Source organism: Corallococcus carmarthensis, assembly GCF_003611695.1.
GTDB lineage: Bacteria > Myxococcota > Myxococcia > Myxococcales > Myxococcaceae > Corallococcus > Corallococcus carmarthensis.
In genome coordinates this window covers 1-20,009 of sequence record NZ_RAWE01000192.1, presented here as the reverse complement: position 1 = coordinate 20,009, position 20,009 = coordinate 1, and the positions used below count along the sequence as shown (strand labels likewise).

Below are 20,009 nucleotides of genomic sequence, written 5' to 3'. Positions count from 1 at the left end.
GCCCCACCCCGTGCCTAGGTTGCGCCGGGGCATTGGGTTGGACGGTGGTGGGAAGGCGGGGCCCATGGGTTGGACGCAGGTCGGGGGCGTCATCAAGGCAGCGGTGCTGGCGTGTGCGCTGGGGACAGCGGTGAGCGCCGAGGCACGGACGCCCGACAAGCTGTGGCTGGACGCGCGCAACCGCGCCGTCTCCCGGCAGCACTCCAACATCAGCGAGGTGGCCCGCAAGGCGATGCCGGCCGTGGTGTCCATCACCACGCGCCAGGACAGCGCGGAGGTGGCCCCCGGCGAGGAGCCCCAGCGCGGCATCGGCTCCGGGTTCATCATCCATCCGGACGGCTACATCCTCACCAGCGCGCACGTGGTGGACGGGGCCTCGGAGGTCAGCATCTCCATCCGCAGCGCCAACGGCTACGTGGAGGAGTTTCCCGCCACGGTGGTGGGCGAGGACGAGCGCACGGACTGCGCGCTCCTGAAGGTGGACGCGCCCCGGAAGCTGCCGGTGCTGAAGCTGGCGTCCGCGTCCCACGTGGGCATCGCGGACTGGGTGGTCGTCATCGGCAACCCGTTTGGGCTGGCGCACTCCGTGACGGTGGGCGTGGTCAGCTACCTGGGCCGCACGGACGTGACGCCCAACGGCCGCGACGGCGACTTCGACTACGTGCAGATCGACGCCTCCATCAACCCGGGCAACTCCGGCGGGCCGGTGCTGGACCTGCACGGCGACGTGGTGGCGGTGGCCAACGCCGTCAACGTGTCCGGCCAGGGCATCGGGTTCGCCATCCCCATCGACATCGCGAAGACGGTGATTCCGCAGCTCAAGGCCCACGGGAGCATGCGCCGCGGGTGGATGGGCATCAGCGTGCAGGACTTCTCCCCGGAGGTGGCGCAGGCGTTCAACCTGAACCCTCGCGGCCGGGGCGTGGTGGTGACGGACGTGGTGGAGGACGGCCCCGCGGCCCGGGCCGGCCTGCGCACCGGCGACGTCATCCTGAACCTGGATCGGCTGTCCGTGGAGCGGGCGCACACCCTGCGCTGGCAGGTGGCCGCGCGCGGCGTGGGCCAGCACATCCGGCTGCAGTTGCGCCGGCTGGGCCGCCCCATGACGCTGAAGGTGAAGCTGGAGGACCTGCCCCTGGTGGAGGCGCCGCCGGCCACGCTGGCCTCGGGCGCCACGCCGGGCGAGCGTGCCGCGGGGGCCCGCTCCGTGCTGGAGGAGCTGCTCTCGCCGGTGCCGCGCACCCAGTCCGGGCGGTCAGGCGGCATTCCCCGGGCCGAGGACGGCCTGGCTGCCCCCTGACGGGTGGGGCCTCCGAGGCCCCGCCGGGTCTCCAGGCTCCTTGCGTTCCGCGAAACCCGGCGATACACCGTCCGCCTTCACATCGTGGCGGATCCACCTCCAGGTGGCGCCGCGGGTCTTCCAAGCATCGATTCGCAGGAGAGTCCGTACCATGGCCGAGGCCACCCAGACGACGAAGCTCACCCATTGGCCGCGCACGGCCAAGGGCAGCGGCAAGAAGGCATGCACCGTGGAGGGCTGCAAGCGCCCCTACCGCGCCAAGAGCTATTGCTTCTTCCACTTCAAGAAGTGGCGCCAGGGCGACCTGCCCCACTCGCGCTACCGCGTGTGCTCCAAGCCGGAGTGCCGCATCAAGGTGCTCAAGGGCGGCCTGTGCGAGAAGCACTACGCCGAGACCTACAAGAAGGACGCGGCGGCTTAAGTCGCCCCGGCTGTTCCGTGTGGCGCCGGCCCCCCGCCTACCCGCGGGAGGTCCCCGGCGCCACCGCGCGGACCAGATGCTTGAAGGCGTTGAGCCACAGCTCCGCCTCCCGCTGGGTCAACCGCGCACGCATCAACGTCCGCTCCAGCTCATGCAGCACGTGCTCCGGCGCCTCCGGGTTGAGGAAGTCCGCCGCCAGCATCGCCGCGCGCATGCGCCCGCTCAGCGCTCCCAGCGTCCCCAACCGCGCGCCGGGCTCCTCCTCCCGAGGCACCACGGGCGCATCCGTCAGCCCCTGCCGGTGGCAGAGGTACAGGAGCACCGCGGAGGACTGCGCCAGGTTCATGGACGGCTGCACGTCCTCCGTGGGGATGACGAGCAGATCCTGGCAGTGGGTGAGGTCCTCGTCGGACAGTCCGCGCTGCTCTCCGCCGAACAGCAGCGCCACCCGCCCCCGCGTGCTCTCCTCCGCCAGCCGCCGCGCCGCGTCCTCCGGCGTCAGCGGGGACCTGCGAACCACCTGGGTGCGTGACGTCGTGCCCACCACGTACACGCAGTCCTGCAGGGCCTCCGCCAGGGTCGGGGCGACCCGCATGCCCGAAAGAATGTGGCCGCTCTTCACGGCCATCCGCTCCGCGGCGCTGAAGTCCTGGACCACGGGTTCCGAGAGGATGAGACGTTCGAAACCGAAGTTCGCCATGACCCGGCAGACGGCACCCAGGTTGTCGGGTGAACGGGTCTGATGAAGGACGACAGTCAGCTCCGCACCTGGTCGCATGCACCGGAGTTTAGCTGGTGGTGCGTCCACGTGATCGGTATATTCCCGGTGATGCGTCGCTGGGTCCCTGGCTTGCTTCTGTCGCTGTCGCTCCTCACCACCGCGTGCGGTGGCGCGGGCACGCCCGTGCGCCCTTCGCTCACGGCGCGGCAGGCGCTGAGCAGCTCTCCGGAAGTGGTGGAGTTCGAGTCCCCGGCCGTCCGGCTGGAGCTCTTCCGGGACATCGCGCGCCAGTCGGAGCAGGAAGCCGGTCAGTCCGCGCAGGGCGTGGCCCTCTTCCCCATCATCCAGGGCAACGAGTTCGTCGCGGCGCCGGGCTTTGAATCCCGCGCGGACCTGCTCCAGCCGCCGGACGCGGGCAGCGGCCTCCAGTTCGTCTTCGACGCGCGGACGGGTGACCGTTGGCCGGAGGACCGGCGGGAGAGCCTGCAGGGCCTGTCGGAGCGCGAGGCCGCGGAGCTGGTGGCGCGCACGCTCCTGGCGCTGTGGGACATCCAGCCGGAGGGCGCGGTGCAGGTGGACCGGGCCGCGGGCGCGCCGTACGCGGTCGCCTACGTGGACGGCATCCTGCGGATCAACCCGGCGTTCCTCTATCTGGCCTCCGCCTACGGTCCTGCTTCCATGACGGCGGGCCTCCAGTAGAGTCGCGCGCCTCATGAGCTGGCCCCGCTCCCGCCCCTTTCCGGCGGTCAGTGGCCGGGGCCGCGAGGCGCCTCCGACGTGAACACCTCCGCCCTCCACGCGCAACTCACCCACACGCTTCGCCAGACGGACCTTCCGTCGCTCGGCACGCCCTACAAGGGCAAGGTCCGGGACACGTACCGCAAGGGCGACACGCTCATCCTCGTGACGAGCGACCGCCTCTCCGCGTTCGACCACGTGCTCACCACCATCCCCTTCAAGGGCGAGGTGCTGAACCGCCTGGCGGCCTTCTGGTTCGACCGCACGAAGCACATCGTCCCCAACCACGTCCTGGACGTGCCCGACGCGAACGTCACCGTGGCGCGCGCCTGCCAGCCCTTCTCCGTGGAAGTGGTGGTGCGCGGCTACCTCACGGGCAGCCTGTGGCGCGATTATGAAAAGGGCACGCACACCGCCTACGGGGTGCCCTTCGCCCAAGGGCTGCGCAAGGACAGCGCGTTCGAAGCGCCCATCCTCACGCCGTCCACCAAGGCCGAGTACGGCAAGCACGACGAGCCCATCTCCGAGGCGGAGATTCTTTCGCGCGGGCTGGCCACGCCGCGCGACTGGGCCCGCATCACGGAAGCCGCCCGGGGCCTGTTCCTGGAAGGCCAGAAGTGGGCGCGCACGCGCGGCCTCATCCTGGTGGATACGAAGTACGAGTTCGGCAAGGTGGGCGACGAGCTCTTCGTCATCGACGAGATGCACACTCCGGACTCCAGCCGCTACTGGGTGGCGGACGAGTACGAGGCGCGCTTCGCCAAGGGCGAGGACCAGAAGATGTTGGACAAGGAGAACATCCGCCAGTGGCTCATCCGCGAGCGGAACTTCTCCGGCCACGGCGCGCTGCCCGCCATCCCGGACGACGTGCGCGTGGACCTGGCCACCAAGTACGTGGCCGCCTACGAGCGCATCACCGGCACGTCCCTGGCGCTGACGCCCGGGGACGTGAACGCGCGCATCGAAGAGCACCTGCGGGCGAAGGGCTACCTCTAGCCCCTCCGCCCGTCACGGCCGCGCGGCTTTTTCAGCTGGCGCGGCCGAAGACGCGCTGGAACACCGCGTCCATCTGGCGCGTGTGGTAGCCCGGGGAGAAGCAGTCGGAGACCTCCTCGGGCGTCATCATCTTGGCCAGGTCCGCGTCTTTCAGCAGGGCCTGCCGGAAGTCCACGCCCTCCTCGAACATCTTCATCGCGTTGCGCTGGACGACGACGTACGCGGCCTGCCGGTCCATGCCCTTGCGCGCGAGCTCCAGCAGCAGCCGCTGCGAGTTCACCACGCCCCCCAGCAGGTCCAGGTTCTTCTTCATCTGCTCCGGGTAGACGCGCATGTTCTCCACCAGGCCCGCGAAGCGGTGGAGCATGAAGTCCAGCAGGATGGTGGCGTCCGGACCGATGACTCGCTCCACGGACGAGTGCGAGATGTCCCGCTCGTGCCACAGCGCCACGTCCTCCATGGCGCTCACCGCGTAGCCGCGCAAGAGGCGCGCCAGGCCCGTGAGGTTCTCCGACAGGATGGGGTTGCGCTTGTGCGGCATGGCGCTGCTGCCCTTCTGTCCCGGCGTGAAGGGCTCCTCCGCCTCGCGCACCTCCGTGCGCTGGAGGTGGCGGATCTCGACGGCGAACTTCTCCAGGCTGGCGCCCACCAGGGCGATGGCGGTGAAGAACTCCGCGTGCCGGTCGCGCTGCACCACCTGGCTGGAGGCGGGCGCGGGCGTGAGGCCCAGCTTCTGGCAGACGTGCTCCTCCACCGACGGCGGCAGGTGCGCGAACGTGCCCACCGCGCCGGAGATCTTGCCCACGGCGATGGTGTCGCGCGCGTGCAGCAGGCGCGTGCGGCCCCGGCGCAGCTCGTCGTACCAGATGGCCAGCTTGTGCCCGAAGGTGATGGGCTCCGCGTGGATGCCGTGGCTGCGGCCCATCTGCAGCGTGTGCTTGTGCTCGAAGGCGCGCTTCTCCACCGCGGCCATCACGCGGTCCATGCCCTTCAGGAGCAGGTCCACGGAGTCGCGCAGCGTGAGCCCCAGGGACGTGTCCAGCACGTCCGAGGACGTCATGCCCAGGTGCAGCCAGCGGGCGCTGGGCCCCACGCGCTCCTCCACGAAGGTGAGGAAGGCGATGACGTCGTGCTTCGTGGTGCGCTCGATCTCCTCGATGCGCGCGGCGTCCGCCTCGGTGAAGTCACCGGCGCGGGCGAGGCAGTCCTGCAGGGCGTCCTTGGGGGCAAGGCCTTGCGCGACCATGCCCTCCAGCGCGGCGAGTTCCACGTCGCGCCAGCGGCGGTAGCGGGCGACGTCGGACCAGAGGGAGGCCATTTCCTTACGGCTGTAGCGTGGAATCACTCGTAGACCTTCACGGCAAAGTCCCGGCGCGCCGCGAACCGGAGCACTTCCAGCGCGACGTCACAGGACGGACCTGACTTCTTCGCGGCGGTGAGGTTGAACGAGAGGTCCAGGCCTTCGGGCCGCGCCACCGCCAGCGCGCCGGGGTCGACCTTCTCGTGGATGATGCGGTTCGCCAGCCTCCCCGCCTGCTGCCCGAGCGCCAGCGGGGCCGGTGCGAGGGCCAGCGTCGCGCCCTCCTTCACCTGGCTGGCCGTGAGCGCCACCAGCGGCACCCCGCGGGAGGCACTGAAGGCGATGAGCGCCTGGACGACGGAAGCGTTGCCCACGGTCTTGTCCGCAACCATCAGGAGACCGTCCACCTTCCCCGCCGCGCCCTCCAGCACTCCGCCCACCCGCTCCTGCGCCTCCACGGCCAGCGGGACGATGGTGAGGCCCAGGGCCGCGCCAGCGGAGCGGGCCTGCGCCACCGCGCCCGCCGAGGAGCGCGGGTCGTGCAGGATGCCCACGCGCTTCGCCGCGGGAGCCACGGCCTTGAGCGCGGCCAGCTCCGGTCCGAAGTCGCTGGTGAGCGCGATGCCGGTGACGTTGGGGGCCTCCAGGCCGTACTTCTCGTGGTACGGCACCATGGCGAACAGCACGGGCACGTCCTCGCCCAGCGAGCGGCGCGCGGCGTTCGCGGCCAGCGGCCCCAGGGCCAGCACCAGCGCGGGCTTCTGCGCGGCCAGCGACTTGAAGACGCGCGCGGCCTCCGTGGGGCTCTCCTCCAGGGTCAGCTCGGTGACGTCCGCGCGGGCCTCGGATGCGAAGCCAGCGAGGAAGGAGGCGTACGGCGCCAGGCTCGAGGACTTCACGGCCACCACGCGGGGCCGGGCGGGGCTTCGGGGCGAAGTCTGCGCGAGGGCGACCGCGGGCAGGAGGAGCGTGAGGAGCGCCAGCCTCCAGAGGGTCGTCATTGCGGCACGTTCTGGCAGCAGCGGAAGCCCACGTCCGCGGTCTTCAGCGACGGAGCGCCCCGGCGGCGCGCGGAGCAGCGGGCGGTGTCGCCGGGCGTGTCGAAGGCGCCGCCCTTGATCAGCCGTTCCTCGGTGTCGGGGAAGTTGGAGGCGGTCCACTCGGCGACGTTGCCGGACAGGTCCGCCGCGCCGTAGGCGGAGCGGCAGGCCTGGAAGGTCCCGGAGGGCGCCAGAGCGCGCGAGGCCCCTTCCGTCGTCCCGGTGTTGCAGGCCGTCTGCGCCTGCTCGTTGCCGGAGGAGAAGCGCGCGTTGCCGGGCCCCTTGCAGGCCTTCTCCCACTCGTCCTCGGAGCACAGCCGCTTGCCGCTGCCTTCGCAGGCGGACTTCGCGTCGAGCCACGTCACGGAGACCTGGGGCTTCCTGCCGGGCTTGTTGGGGAACTCGTATTCGTCGACGCAGAACGAGTCCACCATGACGCTGTCCATGCGCATCTCGTCGGTGGAGCCGGACGCCTGCAGATCCTCCGGAGAGGAGCCCTTCTTGAAGCTGCCGCCGCTCACCAGCCGCATGCCGTCCGGACAGGAGCCCGTGGCCATGATGCCGCCCGTCGCGGCGGAAGCTCCCGGCGTGGCGGGCGTGGGGTTGTTCTTCGCGGCCTGGGCCTGACGCAAGCGCAGGTAGAGGTAGCCACCGCCCGCGCCCAGCACGACGCCGGCCACCGCGAGGATGACCATCCACATCATCGAGCTGGGGCCGGAGCGGGCCGGCTTCGCCTGCGTGGCCCGCGTCGTGGGAAGCGTGTGCAGCCCGGAGACCGAGGGCGGCAGCCGGCGCGCCGAGGAGCGGACACCCGACACATCGGGAGGGGGCTCACCCTTGCGCGAGCGTCCGCCCGTGGAGTTCGCGTCCTGAACGCCGGAGGAGCGGACCGCGCCCTGGGCCGCCGAGGCTCGCGGGCCGCGAGGACCGGACGGCTCCGAGCCGCGAGCGTTCACCGACGACACGGCCCCGGAGGCCCGCGGGTTGCGGCCACCGCGGCTGGAGGAACGCGACTCCGAGGGTTCATCGTCGTCGGAGCCACGGCCGGACCGTGACTCCGTGGCGGATGCATCCGCGTTGCGACTGCTGGAGCGACCTTCGGAGGCCGCTTCGCCGCCACGTCCGGAGCGCCCGTCGCCCGAGGAGGACTCACCGCGACCGCTCGATCGCGCATCGCTGGCCGCCGCTTCACCGCGGCCGTTGGAACGGCCTTCGCTCGAAGAGGTTTCACCTCGACCGTTGGAGCGCCCGTCGCCGGACGTCTCCCCTCGCCCGCCGGAGCGAGCATCGCCGCCAGACGCGGACTCACCACGGCCGTTGGAGCGGAGGTCGCCTGATGAAGCTTCACCCCGACCGTTCGAGCGCGCATCACCGGACGCGGCCTCACCGCGACCGTTGGAGCGCCCGTCGCCGGAGGACTCACCGCCGCCACGGCCCGAGGACCGGCCCTCGGCCGCGCCCTCCGCGGAGCGGGCGCCACGGGGATCCGCCGGGAACGACGGCTCCTCCGCCTTCGCGAAGATGCGCATCACCGGCTCGGCGGCCTTGGCCGGAGCCGCTCGCGGTTCATCCGCCGCGCGCGAGGCAGCACGCGGCTCCTGCTGCGTCGCCACGTCCGGAGCCTGTCCCAACAGGCGCGGATCCTGCGCCGCCGCCTCCGCGCCCTTGCGGCCCGACGGCGCCACCGCACGCATCTCCTGCTGCGTCGCCGCGTCGGACACGGAGCGCGCTTCCGGCCCCGTGATGTAGTCCAGCGCCTGCGCGTTCGAACCCAGGATGGCCGCCAGCGTCGCCGCGTCCAGCGGCTGCGTCGCATCCGGCGGCGGCGAGTCGTCCTGCGCCGGAATCGGCGCGGCCGGCGTGGGCGCGGTCGCCACCGGCAACATGCCCGTGGGCACCGGAGGCAACGGCTTGTTCGCCGCCCGGGCAGCCACCGCGGACGGAGGCAGGGCCCCCGACGCCGGCACCGCGCGCTGCCGCGACGCCGCGGCCGGGTGCCGCTGCACCAGCGCCGCGAACTCCGCGGCCAGCTCCCCGCCCGACTTCGGACGGGCCAGCGGATTCACATTGAGCGCGCGCCGGTAGAAGGACTCGAACGCGGGCGGCAGGTCCGGATGCCGCACCGACACCTCGGGCACTCCGCCGTCCTCCGGCAAGAGCCCCGTGATCATCTCCCCCATCAACACGCCCAGCGAGTACACGTCGATGCGCGTATCCAGCTCCGCGCCATTCACGTACTCCGGGGCGATGTACGCCGCCGCCCGGTGCCCCTTCTGCGCCTGCACGAAGGGCAGGTGCGGCACCGCGAGCCCCAGCCCGTAGTCCGACACCTTCAGCAGGTCCGGCAGGACGAAGACGTTCTCCGGCTTCACGTTCGAGTGCGGCCCGAAGCGATGCGCCCCGTCCAGCGCCGCCGCCATCTGCGCCAGCAGCGGCTCCACTTCCTTCAGCGAGAACAGCTGCCCCTTCGCCGCGCGCTGCTCCATCATCCGGCGCAGCGTGAGCCCTTCCAGCAGCTGCATCGTGAAGAAGGGCCGGTCCCCGTCCACGCCCTCCTCGTACACGCGCACCAGGTTGGGGTGGTTGAGCTTCTTGCCCACCCGCATGGACAGCGCGAACTGCGTGCGCTCCTCCGGCTGCTGCACCAGCCGGGGCTGGATGACCTTCAGCGCCACCTCCACGTCGATGGCCTGGTCCTGCGCGCGGAAGACGAAGCCCAGCGGCCCCGAACCCACGACCTCCTGGATGGCGTAGCGGTCCGCGACGACGTCGCCCGGCTTGTACGGCGCGCCCTCCGCTCCCTTCCGGCGCGCCGCCCCCGCCGCCTGACGCGCGGCCGCGTCCAGCTTCTGGCCACACGTGGCGCAGGTTTCACTCGTATCGGGGACATGACTGCCGCAGCGGTAGCAGAGCAAAGCAGTGAAACTCCGGAACGGGGCCGCGGGGGGGCGGCCTCCCTGGCGGACGGCCGGGGGCCTCCATTCTGCCCGCTCCGAGGCCGTTGAGGAACGACGTTGCGCGCCGGGCCGCTAGCGGCCCGTGGACCCGAAACCGCCGTCACCCCGGGAAGTCCCCTCCAGCACCTCCACCTCCCGCAGGGCCGTGGCCGTCACCGGCGCCACCACCAGCTGGGCCACCCGGTCTCCCCGACGGAGCGTGAAGGGGGTGTTGGACAGGTTCACGAGCAGCACCTGCACCTCCCCCCGGTAGTCCGCGTCCACCGTCCCGGGGGAGTTGAGGCACGTCACCCCATGCCGCAGCGCCAGCCCGGAGCGGGGCCGCACCTGGCCCTCGAACCCCGGAGGGAGCGCGAAGGCCAGCCCCGTGGGCACCGCCATCCGCTCCAGGGGTTGGAGCACCCGCTCCCCGTCGATGTCCGCCCGCAGGTCCATCCCCGCGGCCAGCTCCGTTTCGTAGCGTGGCAGGGGCAGCGGGTCCGGATGCGAGCGCACCCGGCGCACGGGGACGGTCAGCGTGGGGTCCATGCGCCCTGCCGTAACACGCACCCTGTCCCCCCTCTACTTCCTGGCCCCGACGTCACGGGTCGTGTGGCTGATGCCCTCACAGTTCGGTCGCGCCGTCCGCCATGCGCAGGGCGGTGCGGAAACCGAACGGGTCCACGGGCCGCGCGGCCAGCTCCAGCTGGTAGTGCAGGTGCGGGCCGGTGGAACGGCCGGTGCTGCCCGACAGCGCGATGGCCTGCCCCTTCTCCACGCGCGTGCCCGCCTTCACCAGCAGCTCGGAGTTGTGGCAGTACGCCGTCGTCACGCCCCGGCCGTGGTCCAGCACCAGCACGCGGCCGTTGACGGAGTCCTCGCTCGCGCGGCGCACCACCCCCGCGGCCACCGCCGTCACCGTCGTGCCAGAACGCACCGACAGGTCCACCCCTGTGTGCATCTTGCGCGTACGCAGCGTGGGATGGACGCGGTAGCCGAAGGGGCTCGTCACCGGAGCGCTCTCCGCCACGGGCCACCCGAGCATCAGCGCCGTGGACAGCGCCAGCGCCTGCGCCGCGCCCACGGAGGAGCCCTCGAAGCCCGGAGGCAGCTGCTTCGCCAGGCGCTCCAGGCTCAGAGCCCCGCCCTCCGCGTCCACGCGTTCCAGCGCGAAGCGCGCGGGCACCCGCCCGGCGAACACCGCCGTCACCCGCGCCTCCTCCGACGGGAAGTCCCCGGCGAGCGCGTCCAGCAGCCGCCGCGTCGCCGCCGGTCCCCGCGCCGGATCCACCAACGTCTCCGGCGCGATGCCCACCTCGCGAGCCAGGGCCAGCGCGGGCTCGCGGGCCTTCGGGTCCAGGGCCTTCAGCGCGGAGTGCGTCCCCCACGCCAGCGCCTCCGCGCTCGTGGGCACACGCGTGAGCATGGCGGCGGGCAGCGCGTCCGGCACCGGCACCGCGGTGCCGCTCACGCCGTCGTAGTACGCGAGCAGCGGCCGGGCCGTGGTGCGCGTGTGGAAGGCCCAGGCGCCCGTGCGCCGCAGCAGCGCACCCGCGGGCGTGTGGTGGTACGCGCACCACACGCACAAGAGTGCGAAGGTGAAGTCCAGCAGTCCCCGGGCGCGTCGAGCGAACATGCGTCAGGGCCTCAGCGAAGGAAGGACAGCACCGGGGCCGCGTCCCACGCCGCCGCGATGCCCAGGGGCGCCACCAGCAGGCACCCCACCAGGCCGCGAGTCCACGCCCGCCGCGAGCCCACCGCTTCACAGGCCGCGTCCGCGTGTTGGAGGTTGCGCAACACCGCGCGCCAGCCGAGCGACACGCTCACACCGCACAGCGCCGCCACCGCCAGTCCCCGGGCCGCCCAGTCCGAGGCGACGTCGCCGAACAGCGGCCGCCACGACAGGTACACCGTGCCCTGGACGAGCCGCGCCACCGTGCACGCGCCCGCGAGCACCACGCCCGCCGTGGCCAGGGGCCGCACCCACCGCATTGGCGTGGGCCGCCGCAGGCAGCGCTGGAGCAGCGCCTTCCAAGAGGAGGACTCCGAAGCGGACGCCGTCACCGGGCGCCAGGGCTCCACGGGCCGGGCGGCTTCGGTCTCGCGATAGCCCAGCGCGGGCAGCGCCAGGAGCAGGTCCGCCGCCAGTTCCCAGCCCAGGGCCAGGGCCCGAGCCAGCCGGGTGCGCGTCTCCAGGGACACCCAATCCACCATGGACGCGGTCGCGGGGAACTGGCCCACCCACGCGTCGAACGCGGAGTCCAACCGGTCCACCGCCGTGAGCAGCCGGTCATCCAACGTGTCCGCCGCCGCGTGCACTCCCACGGCGACCAGCGCGAGCAGGCCCAGCGGCATGAACGCCCAGCGGAACACCCCCAGGAACCGGGACACGTCCGTGAGGAAGCTGCTCGAAGGCTCCGAGGAGCTGGATGGGTGGACCGGCATGGAGCGCCTCCGGGGCGGTCCCCCATCAACGCGGGAAGCCCTCCCGGGGTTTTAAGCCCCCAGCCCCACAGGACGAAAACGCCGCGTGCTCCGCCCGAAGCCCCCGGACCCCATCCATGCGGAGCACCTCCCGCCTGACGCGGTCCCAACCTGTCCAACTGGAGCGGAGGCGAGCCAGCCGCGGTTTGTCCAAACGGGTCCGACTGTCGGACCGGTTCGTGCGGTGCGCCGCCGACGGGGAGTCCCCTCGGGGTTCTCACCTTCTCATCGATGAGGACGCGGTTCCTGCCCGAGGGCTGGATGCACGACGGCACTCCCGCGGCGGTTGCGCTTCGCCGCCTGCGGACGGAGCCCCTTGCCCGCAACGACAACGCCCCGCCCCTTCGCGCCCGGAGGCGGGAGGAGACGGGGCGTTTCCGGTCAGCGGCCCTCCTTCACGGAAGGCCGCTACGCGGGGGCCGGACTCAGGCCTTCGCGTCCGGCGTGGCCACCGGGGCGGCGGCGGCCGGGGGAGGCGTGCCCTGCGCGGTGGCGCGCTCGGCCATGGCCTCCTTGCGGGACAGGCGGATCTTGCCCGTCTTGTCGATGCTGACGACCTTCACCAGCACCTCGTCGCCCTCGCTCAGCACGTCCGACACGCTCTTCACGCGCTTGTCGGACAGCTCGGAGATGTGGATGAGGCCGTCGGTGCCCGGGAACAGCTCCACGAAGGCGCCGAACTCGGCGATCTTCCGGACCGTGCCCGTGTAGATCTTCCCGATCTCCGCCTCGCGCGTGAGCGCCTGGATCATCGCGATGGCCGCCTTCACCGCCTCGCCGTTCGCGCTGGCGATGTCCACGCGGCCGGTGTCCTCGATGTTGATGGCGGCACCCGTGCGGGCGATGATGTCCTTGATCACCTTGCCGCCCGGCCCGATGACGTTCTTGATGAACTCCGGACGGATCTGGATGGTGGTGATGCGCGGCGCGAACTGGCTGATCTCCTTGCGAGGAGCGTTCAGCGTCTTCGCCATCTCCGCCAGGATGTGCACGCGGCCCTGACGCGCCTGCTCCAGCGCGCGGCTCATGATCTCCGTGGTGAGGCCGGTGATCTTGATGTCCATCTGGATGGACGTGATGCCCTTGGACGTGCCGCAGACCTTGAAGTCCATGTCGCCCAGGTGGTCCTCGTCACCCAGGATGTCGGAGAGGATGGCGATCTTCTCACCCTCCTTCACCAGGCCCATGGCGATGCCCGCCACCGGCGCCTTGATGGGGACGCCCGCGTCCATCAGCGCCAGCGTGCCACCGCACACGGAGGCCATGGAGGACGAGCCGTTGGACTCGAGGATCTCCGACACCAGACGCACCGTGTACGGGAACGAGTCGCTGGCCGGAATCATGTTGCGCAGCGCGCGCTCCGCCAGGGCGCCGTGACCGACCTCGCGACGGCCGGGGCCGCGCAGGGGCTTGGTCTCGTTCACGCTGAAGGGCGGGAAGTTGTAGTGCAGCATGAAGCGCTTGAAGGCCTGGCCGCTCAAGAGCTCGAGCCGCTGCTCGTCCTCGCTGGTACCCAGCGTGGCGACCACGAGCGCCTGCGTCTCGCCGCGGGTGAACACCGCGCTGCCGTGCGTGCGGGGCAGCACGCCGACCTCGTTGGTGATGGAGCGCACCACGTCGTGGCCGCGGTCACCGATGCGGCCACCGTTCACGGTGAGCTCACGCATGTGGTCGTACTTCAGGTCCTCGACGACCTGCTTGGCGTGCTTCTCCACCTGCGGGGTGAACTCCGCGCCCAGCTTCTCCTTGAGCGCCGCCAACGCGGCCTTCTTCGTCTTGGAGAGCGCATCGTAGCGAGCCGCCTTCTCCTTGATGGCGTAGCCGGCCTTGACGCCGTCCAGGGCCAGGGCGCGCACCTGGTTGCGCAGGCCCTCGTCGATGGTGGCCTGCTTGTCGTACGCGCGCACCTGCTTCTTCAGCTCCGTGCGGAGCTGGTCCTGCAGGTCCAGCGCGGGCTGGGCCTGCTGACGGCCGAACTCCAGCGCCGCCACCATGTCCGCCTCGCCGACCTCCTCCGCGCCACCCTCCACCATCACGATGGCCTCGCGGCTCACCGCCATGACGAGGTCCAGGTCGCTCTGCTCGCGCTGCTTCGCGGTGGGGTTCGCCACGAACTGGCCGCCCACGCGGCCCACGCGGATGCCCGCGATGGGGCCGTTGAACGGGATGTCCGACACCCACAGCGCCGCGGAGGCGCCGGTGATGCCGTGGATGTCACCCTCGTTCTCCGGGTCCGCGGAGATGACGGACGCGATGACCTGCGTCTCGTAGGCGTAGCCTTCCGGGAACAGCGGACGGCATGAGCGGTCCACCAGACGGGAGGCCAGCGTCTCCTTCTCCGTCAGGCGGCCCTCGCGCTTGAAGTAGCTGCCCGGGATGCGGCCCGCCGAGTACAGCTTCTCCTGGTACTCCACCGTGAGGGGCAGGAAGTCGATGTCCTTCTTCTCCCGCGCGCTCACCGCGGTGACGAGCAGCATGGTGTCGCCGTAGCGGACCACCACGGAACCGTCGGCCTGCTTGGCCAGGCGGCCCGTCTCGATGCTCAGCTCGTTCTCACCAATCTTGACGCTCTTCTTCAACATGTCGTGTGGCCTCTGTGCCTGCTTCGCGTGCGAGGACCCTTGCCAGCCGCGGCCCGCCCACGTGCGTGGGGCAGGAGCCGCCCGGAAGGGGCCCTCTGGGATTGAGCGGTCGCCAGGGCCTGAAGCAGGCACATGCCAGACGAACGCTGCCTGTACTGCGGAAACGGGCTCCGTTGCGGAGCGCCGGAGGGATGGACCAGACCTCTTGATCCCTGATCACACCCGCCCACCCATGACTTCAGGTCGGCCGGTCTGAACGGAAACCAAAAGAGCCCGCCTCCACCTCTCCCTTGCCCACTCCTTCGCCCACGTCTTGAAACCGTGATGCCCAAATGCGCGGGGCGCTGGTGATGTGCCAGCGCCCCGGGTGCTGCTCGAGGACTACTTGCGGATGCCGAGGCCCTCGATGAGCTTCTTGTAGCGGGCCACGTCCTTGGACTTGAGGTAGTCCAGCATGCGGCGGCGCTGACCGACCAGCTTCAGCAGACCGCGGCGGGAGTGGTGGTCCTTCTTGTGGGTCTTGAAGTGCTCGGTGAGCATGTTGATGCGCTCGGACAGCAGCGCCACCTGCACCTCGGGCGAGCCGGTGTCGGACTCGTGGGTGCGGAACTTCGTGACCAGCTCGCTCTTGCGTTCCTGATGCAACGACATGGGCTTCTTCCTGAATCCCGCTCCGGGGTGACCGCTCGTGCCGCCTGGGTCCGCGGAGGGGTACAGACCCGGCCTCATGGTCCTTCTAACGAGCGGGCCGCTTATAAGCTTCACCCCCTGGGGGGTCAACCTTCGCCGCCCGTCCGTCCGCCCTTCGGGGGTCGGGACAGTGCGAAGACGTACAACCGGCAGCCGCCCGGCATTCCGCCCCCGCCCGGGGTGAGCTCGCGGGCCGAGGCTTCGTCCAGGGCCACGTGCAGGTACAGGCCCCCCGGCTCGCCGCCGTCGCCCGCCAACAGCTGCCGGGTGCGCGGGTACAGCCGCAGGAGCGCCTCCACCACGTCGCCAATGCCCGCCGCCGCGGGGACGCCCAGGGACAGCTCGCGCCGCCCGTCGAAGGCGCCGCGAAGGGCCGGGGCCACGCTCACGGAGATGTCATGGGTCCGGGTGGCCACTCAGTTGAACACCCGCAGGTAGCGCAGCCGGCCGCCCACCACTTCCGCCATGGCGAGCAGCGCGTCATCCGGGCCCAGCACCCGCACCCGGCCCGGCACGGGGGCGACCTCCACGGGGACGCCGTGCGACACACGCCGCGCCTCCTCCGCGTTCACCCGGACCGCGGGCAGGTCTGTCAGCGAGTCCGCCAGCGACACCAGCCGCGCGGCCACGGCCTCGCGGGACAGGGACGCCAGGTCCCCCAGGGGCAGCGCGCGCGCCAGGGTGAAGGGGCCGCTCATGGTGCGCCGCAGCGCCTCCAGGTGCGCCCCGCAGCCCAGGGCCCGGCCCAGGTCATACGCCAGCGTGCGCACGTAGAAGCCCTTGGTGCACCGCACCGACAGGGTCAACCGGTCCGCGGAGAAGTCACGCAGCACCAGCTCATGCACGGTGACGGTGCGGCTGGCCCGCTCCACCTCTTCACCCGCGCGCGCCAGTTCATACAGCCGCTTCCCGGCCACCTTCACCGCCGAGTACATGGGCGGAACCTGTTCGAAGGTGCCCCGGAAGCGGGCGAGCACCGCCTCCAGCAGCGGGGCCGTCAGCGGGGGAACCGGGGCCTCCGCCGTGGGCTTGCCCTGGGCGTCCTGGGTGTCCGTCTCCACGCCCAACCGCACCACGGCGTCGTAGGCCTTGTCGCCCTCCGTGATGATGCCGGCGACCTTGGTGGCCTCTCCCAGGCACACCGGCAGCACGCCGGTGGCCATGGGGTCCAGCGTGCCCGTGTGGCCCGCCTTCTTCACCTTCAGCAGGCCGCGCACCTGACGGACCACGTCGAAGGACGTGGGACCCAGGGGCTTGTCGATGACGAGAACGCCGTCCATGAAGCGGGGCCTACCAGCCTTCCTTGCCGCGCACCTCGCGCAGGAGCCGGTCGATCTTATCGCCCTCCCCGACGGACGCGTCGAAGGCGAAGAAGATTTCCGGCGACACGCGCAGGTTGACGGCGGACGTCACCTCGCGGCGCACGAAGCCCTTGGCCGCCTCCAGGCCCTTCTGCGTGTCCGCCTTCTCCTGGTCCGTGCCCAGCATCGAATAGAAGACCTTCGCCACCCGCAGGTCCGGCGACACCTTCACGCCGGTGATGGTGATGAAGCCGATGCGCGGGTCGCGCAATTCCCCTCGCGTCAGCAGGGCACCGATGGCCGCCTGGATTTCCTGCCCCACGCGCTCGGGTCGTGAATGCGTCGTCATTTCTTCTCCCAATCTCGCGGGTTGCGCAGCGCCCGGGCCTTCGCCCGCGCGTCGTCCAGCGTCAGCGTTCCACCCTCACCCGTGGGGCGGGAAGTTCCGGGCCCGGGGCCCGCGCCCTCGTGCCGCTGCTCCCACGAACCCAGCCCCTCCGCCTCCGCCAGCGAGCGGTCGCTGCGCAGGAACCGGGCAATGGCCGCCTCCGAGTGCGCATGCGCGTCCTCGGGGGTCAGGTGGGCGTCCTCGTCCTCCGGCTCCGGCACCTTCGCCGGAGCGCGGAAGCCCGTCGGCTTCTTGTCGGAGTAGAGCGTGTCCCCGAAGGCGAGAATCTCCGTCTCCCGGGCCATCAGCGGCGCGACGTACATCTCTTCGATGAAGTGGATGATCTTCTCCAGCTGCTCATCCACGTGCGGGCGCTCATTGCCCACCACTGCCAGCGCCACGGAGGCCTTCTGCCAGAGGTCCTGGTCGTCCACTTCCGCGACGGCCACGTTGAAGCGGGCCTTCACCCGGTCCGTCACCCGGCGGAGCACCTGTCGCTTGGACTTCAGCGAAGCGCTCTCCGGAATCTGGAGGGTGAGGCGTGCGACACCCACGAACATAGAGGTCCCCCAGGCCGACGGCCGCCTGGGCGCAACGTCCGCGCCCAGGCTCCGCCGCGTCGTCCATCCCCCGGGAAAGGTGGGGCCTTCCCCGGGGTCCGTCGAGTGCGCCTCTCCAGATGGCGAGAGGCTGTGGCCTCTCAAGGATTACGAGAGGCTCTGCCGGGTCTCCTCGATCTCGTAGGCCTCGATGATGTCGCCGGCCTTGAGGTCGTTGAAGTTCTCGATGCCGATACCGCACTCGAAGCCCTGCGCGACTTCCTTCACGTCGTCCTTGAAGCGGCGCAGCGACGCCATCTTCCCGGAGAAGAGCTGCTTGTTCTCGCGCATGAGGCGCACGAACGAGCCGCGCTTCATCACGCCGTCCAGGACGGCCGCGCCAGCGATGGTGCCCAGCTTCGGCACGTTGAAGGTGTTGCGCACCTCCGCACGGCCCAGCTTGCGCTCGGTGCGGATGGGCTCCAGGAGGCCCTCCATCTCCAAGCGAACCCCGTCGATGAGCTCGTAGATGATGGAGTAGCTCTGCAGCGTCACCTGCTGCGCCTTGGCCGCGGCCTCCGAGCCCGACTCCGGCTTCACGTTGAAGCCCAGCACGACGCCCTTGGAAGCGGCGGCGCGCATGACGTCGGTCTCCGTGATGGCGCCCACGCCCGCGTCGATGATGACCACCCGCACCTTGTGCGTGGTGAGCTTCTCGACCGCCTGGCGCACGGCCTCTGCGGAGCCCTGCACGTCCGCCTTGATGATGACGCGCAGCTCCTTGGGCCCGCCACCCGCCTTCGTCTTGGCGAAGAGCTGGTCCAGGGACTCGCGGCTGACCTTGCTGAGCTCGGTCTGCCGCTCCTTCATGCCGCGGTGGTCGGCGATCTGCTTGGCCGCCTTCTCGTCGGAGACGACGTTGATGGCGTCACCCGCGGTGGGCACGCCGGACAGGCCGACGACCTCCGCGCAGTAGCCCGGCTTCACTTCCTTCACCGCCTCGCCGCGGCTGTTGTTCATGGCGCGGACGCGGCCGTAGTGCGTGCCGGTGACGATGGCGTCGCCCAGCTTGAGCGTGCCCTCCTGCACCAGCACCGTGGCCACGGGACCGCGGCCACGCTCCAGCTTCGCTTCCACGACGGCGCCCACGGACGGACGGGAGGGATTCGCCGTCAGCTCGAGGACTTCCGCCTGCAGCGCCAGGTTCTCCAGGAGGAGATCCAGGTTCATCTTCGTCTTCGCGGAGACGGGCACCATGATGGTGTCGCCGCCCCACTCTTCCGGCACCAGCTCCTGGCTCGCGAGGTCCTTCTTCACGCGGTCGGGGTTGGCGCCCGGGACGTCCATCTTGTTGATGGCGACGACGATGGGCACTTCCGCCTGCTTGGCGTGCTTGATGGCCTCGATGGTCTGGGGCATCACGCCGTCGTCCGCGGCCACCACCAGCACCACGATGTCCGTCACGTTGGCGCCACGGGCGCGCATGGACGTGAAGGCCTCGTGGCCCGGCGTATCCAGGAACGTGACGTCGCCGCGCGCGGTGGACACGCTGTACGCGCCGATGTGCTGGGTGATGCCGCCCGCCTCGCCCGCGGCCACGCTGGCCTGGCGGATGGCGTCGAGCAGGCTCGTCTTGCCGTGGTCGACGTGGCCCATGATGGTGACCACCGGCGGACGGGGACGCTCGTCCTCGGCCTTGGCCGCGACTTCCGGCAGGTAGTCCTCCACCTCGAAGCCGACGCGCTCCACCTTCCAGTGGTAGTCGGTGGCGATGAGCTCCGCGGTGTCGGCGTCCAGGATCTGGTTCGCCGTGGCCATCTTCTGCATGGCCATCAGCTTCTTGATGAGCTCCGAGGTGCGGATACCCATGCGCTGACCCAGGTCGGAGACGCTGATGCCCTCCTGGAGCTTGATGACCTTCTTCTCCTCGGCCATCTGGGTGATCTGCGTCTTGGCGCCCTTCTTCGTGGGCTTGCGCTTCTTGCCGCGGATCGGGATCTGGATGCGGCCCCAGACCATGTCCGACAGCTCCTGCTTGGAAACGCTGGTCGTCTCAGGACCCGTGCGCTTGCGCTGGCCACGCTCCTTGTTCTTGGAGACGTCCACGAGCTCGCGGCCGCGGCCCAGGTGATCCGGGACGACCTTGTACTCGCGCTTCTCCGTGCCGAGCGCCGTGCGCCCCGGGGCCATGGGGTACTGCTTGGCCTGGGTCGTGGTGGGCGTGACGCGGCGGACCTGGATGAGCGGGCGCGAAATCACCACGGCCTGGGTGGCCGTGGGGCGCGCCTGGGCACCCGGCGTGGGCGCGACCTGGGCGTGCGGGACGCCACCGACCATGATGGTCGGGCCGCTCGGCTGCACCGGGGCACCCGTGCCACCGGCCGTGGGCGGAGAGGACGGACGCACCGGCCCCGTCTGGCCCGGACGCGCCTGCATGGGCGCTCCCGGACGGCCCTGCATGGGCGGCCCACCCGGGCGACCCTGCATGGGCGCGCCAGGACGGCTGCCCGGCGGCCCACCAGGACGCCCGCCCGTGGAACCCGGACGCTGCACGTAGCCGGGACCTCGGGAGA

At 71.0% G+C, this 20,009-nt stretch carries 18 protein-coding genes; 4 read left to right on the top strand and 14 right to left on the bottom strand.

What is annotated here, in order from left to right; translation table 11 throughout:
• The first annotated feature begins 64 nt into the window (after positions 1–64).
• Together D7X32_RS34130 and D7X32_RS34125 are read left to right on the top strand one after the other, a co-directional pair.
• The gene (locus D7X32_RS34130; protein ID WP_120606755.1) at positions 65–1,300 is read left to right on the top strand and encodes a S1C family serine protease; all 1,236 of its coding nucleotides are present in this window, start codon (positions 65–67) and stop codon (positions 1,298–1,300) included.
• Positions 1,301–1,451: 151 nt separating this feature from the next.
• Entirely contained in the window at positions 1,452–1,721 is a 270-nt protein-coding gene (locus D7X32_RS34125) for a vegetative protein (protein WP_120606754.1), read from the top strand.
• Between the two features lie 37 nt (positions 1,722–1,758).
• Here the strand turns inward: D7X32_RS34125 and D7X32_RS34120 are convergent, their stop codons facing one another.
• The gene (locus D7X32_RS34120) at positions 1,759–2,499 is read right to left on the bottom strand and encodes an RNA methyltransferase (protein ID WP_120606753.1); all 741 of its coding nucleotides are present in this window, start codon (positions 2,497–2,499) and stop codon (positions 1,759–1,761) included.
• A gap of 72 nt (positions 2,500–2,571) precedes the next feature.
• Between D7X32_RS34120 and D7X32_RS34115 the strand changes: the two genes are divergently transcribed.
• Positions 2,572–3,141, top strand: coding sequence for a hypothetical protein (locus D7X32_RS34115; protein WP_244239337.1), 570 nt, complete (start codon positions 2,572–2,574; stop codon positions 3,139–3,141).
• A gap of 78 nt (positions 3,142–3,219) precedes the next feature.
• Positions 3,220–4,176 (top strand): phosphoribosylaminoimidazolesuccinocarboxamide synthase, encoded by a 957-nt coding sequence (locus D7X32_RS34110; RefSeq protein WP_120606751.1) that lies wholly within the window; start codon positions 3,220–3,222, stop codon positions 4,174–4,176.
• A 31-nt stretch (positions 4,177–4,207) separates the two neighbouring features.
• Here the strand turns inward: D7X32_RS34110 and purB are convergent, their stop codons facing one another.
• The 13 genes from purB to infB form a co-directional block, all read right to left on the bottom strand.
• Positions 4,208–5,521 (bottom strand): adenylosuccinate lyase, encoded by a 1,314-nt coding sequence (purB, locus tag D7X32_RS34105; protein WP_120606750.1) that lies wholly within the window; start codon positions 5,519–5,521, stop codon positions 4,208–4,210.
• Entirely contained in the window at positions 5,518–6,477 is a 960-nt protein-coding gene (locus D7X32_RS34100; RefSeq protein WP_171448457.1) for an ABC transporter substrate-binding protein, read from the bottom strand. Before D7X32_RS34100 ends, purB begins: the two co-directional genes overlap by 4 nt.
• Entirely contained in the window at positions 6,474–9,431 is a 2,958-nt protein-coding gene (locus D7X32_RS34095) for an SUMF1/EgtB/PvdO family nonheme iron enzyme (protein ID WP_120606749.1), read from the bottom strand. Before D7X32_RS34095 ends, D7X32_RS34100 begins: the two co-directional genes overlap by 4 nt.
• Positions 9,432–9,545: 114 nt before the next feature.
• Complete coding sequence (gene dut / locus D7X32_RS34090; RefSeq protein ID WP_120606748.1) at positions 9,546–10,001, bottom strand: dUTP diphosphatase; 456 nt, start codon at positions 9,999–10,001, stop codon at positions 9,546–9,548.
• Positions 10,002–10,077: 76 nt separating this feature from the next.
• Positions 10,078–11,088 carry a M23 family metallopeptidase gene (locus D7X32_RS34085; protein ID WP_120606747.1) on the bottom strand — a complete coding sequence of 337 codons (1,011 nt, stop codon included), beginning with the start codon at positions 11,086–11,088 and terminating at the stop codon, positions 10,078–10,080.
• Positions 11,089–11,099: 11 nt separating this feature from the next.
• On the bottom strand, positions 11,100–11,897 hold the full coding sequence (locus D7X32_RS34080) for a hypothetical protein (RefSeq protein ID WP_120606746.1): 798 nt from the start codon (positions 11,895–11,897) through the stop codon (positions 11,100–11,102).
• A 464-nt stretch (positions 11,898–12,361) separates the two neighbouring features.
• Positions 12,362–14,518: a polyribonucleotide nucleotidyltransferase gene (gene pnp, locus D7X32_RS34075; protein ID WP_120606745.1), complete on the bottom strand. Its 2,157-nt coding sequence runs from the start codon at positions 14,516–14,518 to the stop codon at positions 12,362–12,364.
• A 381-nt stretch (positions 14,519–14,899) separates the two neighbouring features.
• A complete protein-coding gene (gene rpsO, locus D7X32_RS34070) occupies positions 14,900–15,169 on the bottom strand; it encodes a 30S ribosomal protein S15 (RefSeq protein WP_014398807.1) in 270 nt (89 codons plus the stop codon).
• 125 nt (positions 15,170–15,294) lie between these two features.
• Entirely contained in the window at positions 15,295–15,624 is a 330-nt protein-coding gene (locus D7X32_RS34065; RefSeq protein ID WP_120606744.1) for a hypothetical protein, read from the bottom strand.
• Positions 15,625–16,488 (bottom strand): tRNA pseudouridine(55) synthase TruB, encoded by an 864-nt coding sequence (gene truB / locus D7X32_RS34060; protein WP_120606743.1) that lies wholly within the window; start codon positions 16,486–16,488, stop codon positions 15,625–15,627.
• 10 nt (positions 16,489–16,498) lie between these two features.
• Positions 16,499–16,858, bottom strand: coding sequence for a 30S ribosome-binding factor RbfA (gene rbfA / locus D7X32_RS34055; protein WP_120558419.1), 360 nt, complete (start codon positions 16,856–16,858; stop codon positions 16,499–16,501).
• The gene (locus tag D7X32_RS34050) at positions 16,855–17,457 is read right to left on the bottom strand and encodes a DUF503 domain-containing protein (protein WP_120606742.1); all 603 of its coding nucleotides are present in this window, start codon (positions 17,455–17,457) and stop codon (positions 16,855–16,857) included. The genes rbfA and D7X32_RS34050 overlap by 4 nt, the downstream gene beginning before the upstream one ends.
• Before the next feature lie 147 nt (positions 17,458–17,604).
• Positions 17,605–20,009: translation initiation factor IF-2 (gene infB / locus D7X32_RS34045; RefSeq protein WP_120606741.1), on the bottom strand; the 2,405-nt coding region annotated here is incomplete at its 5' end.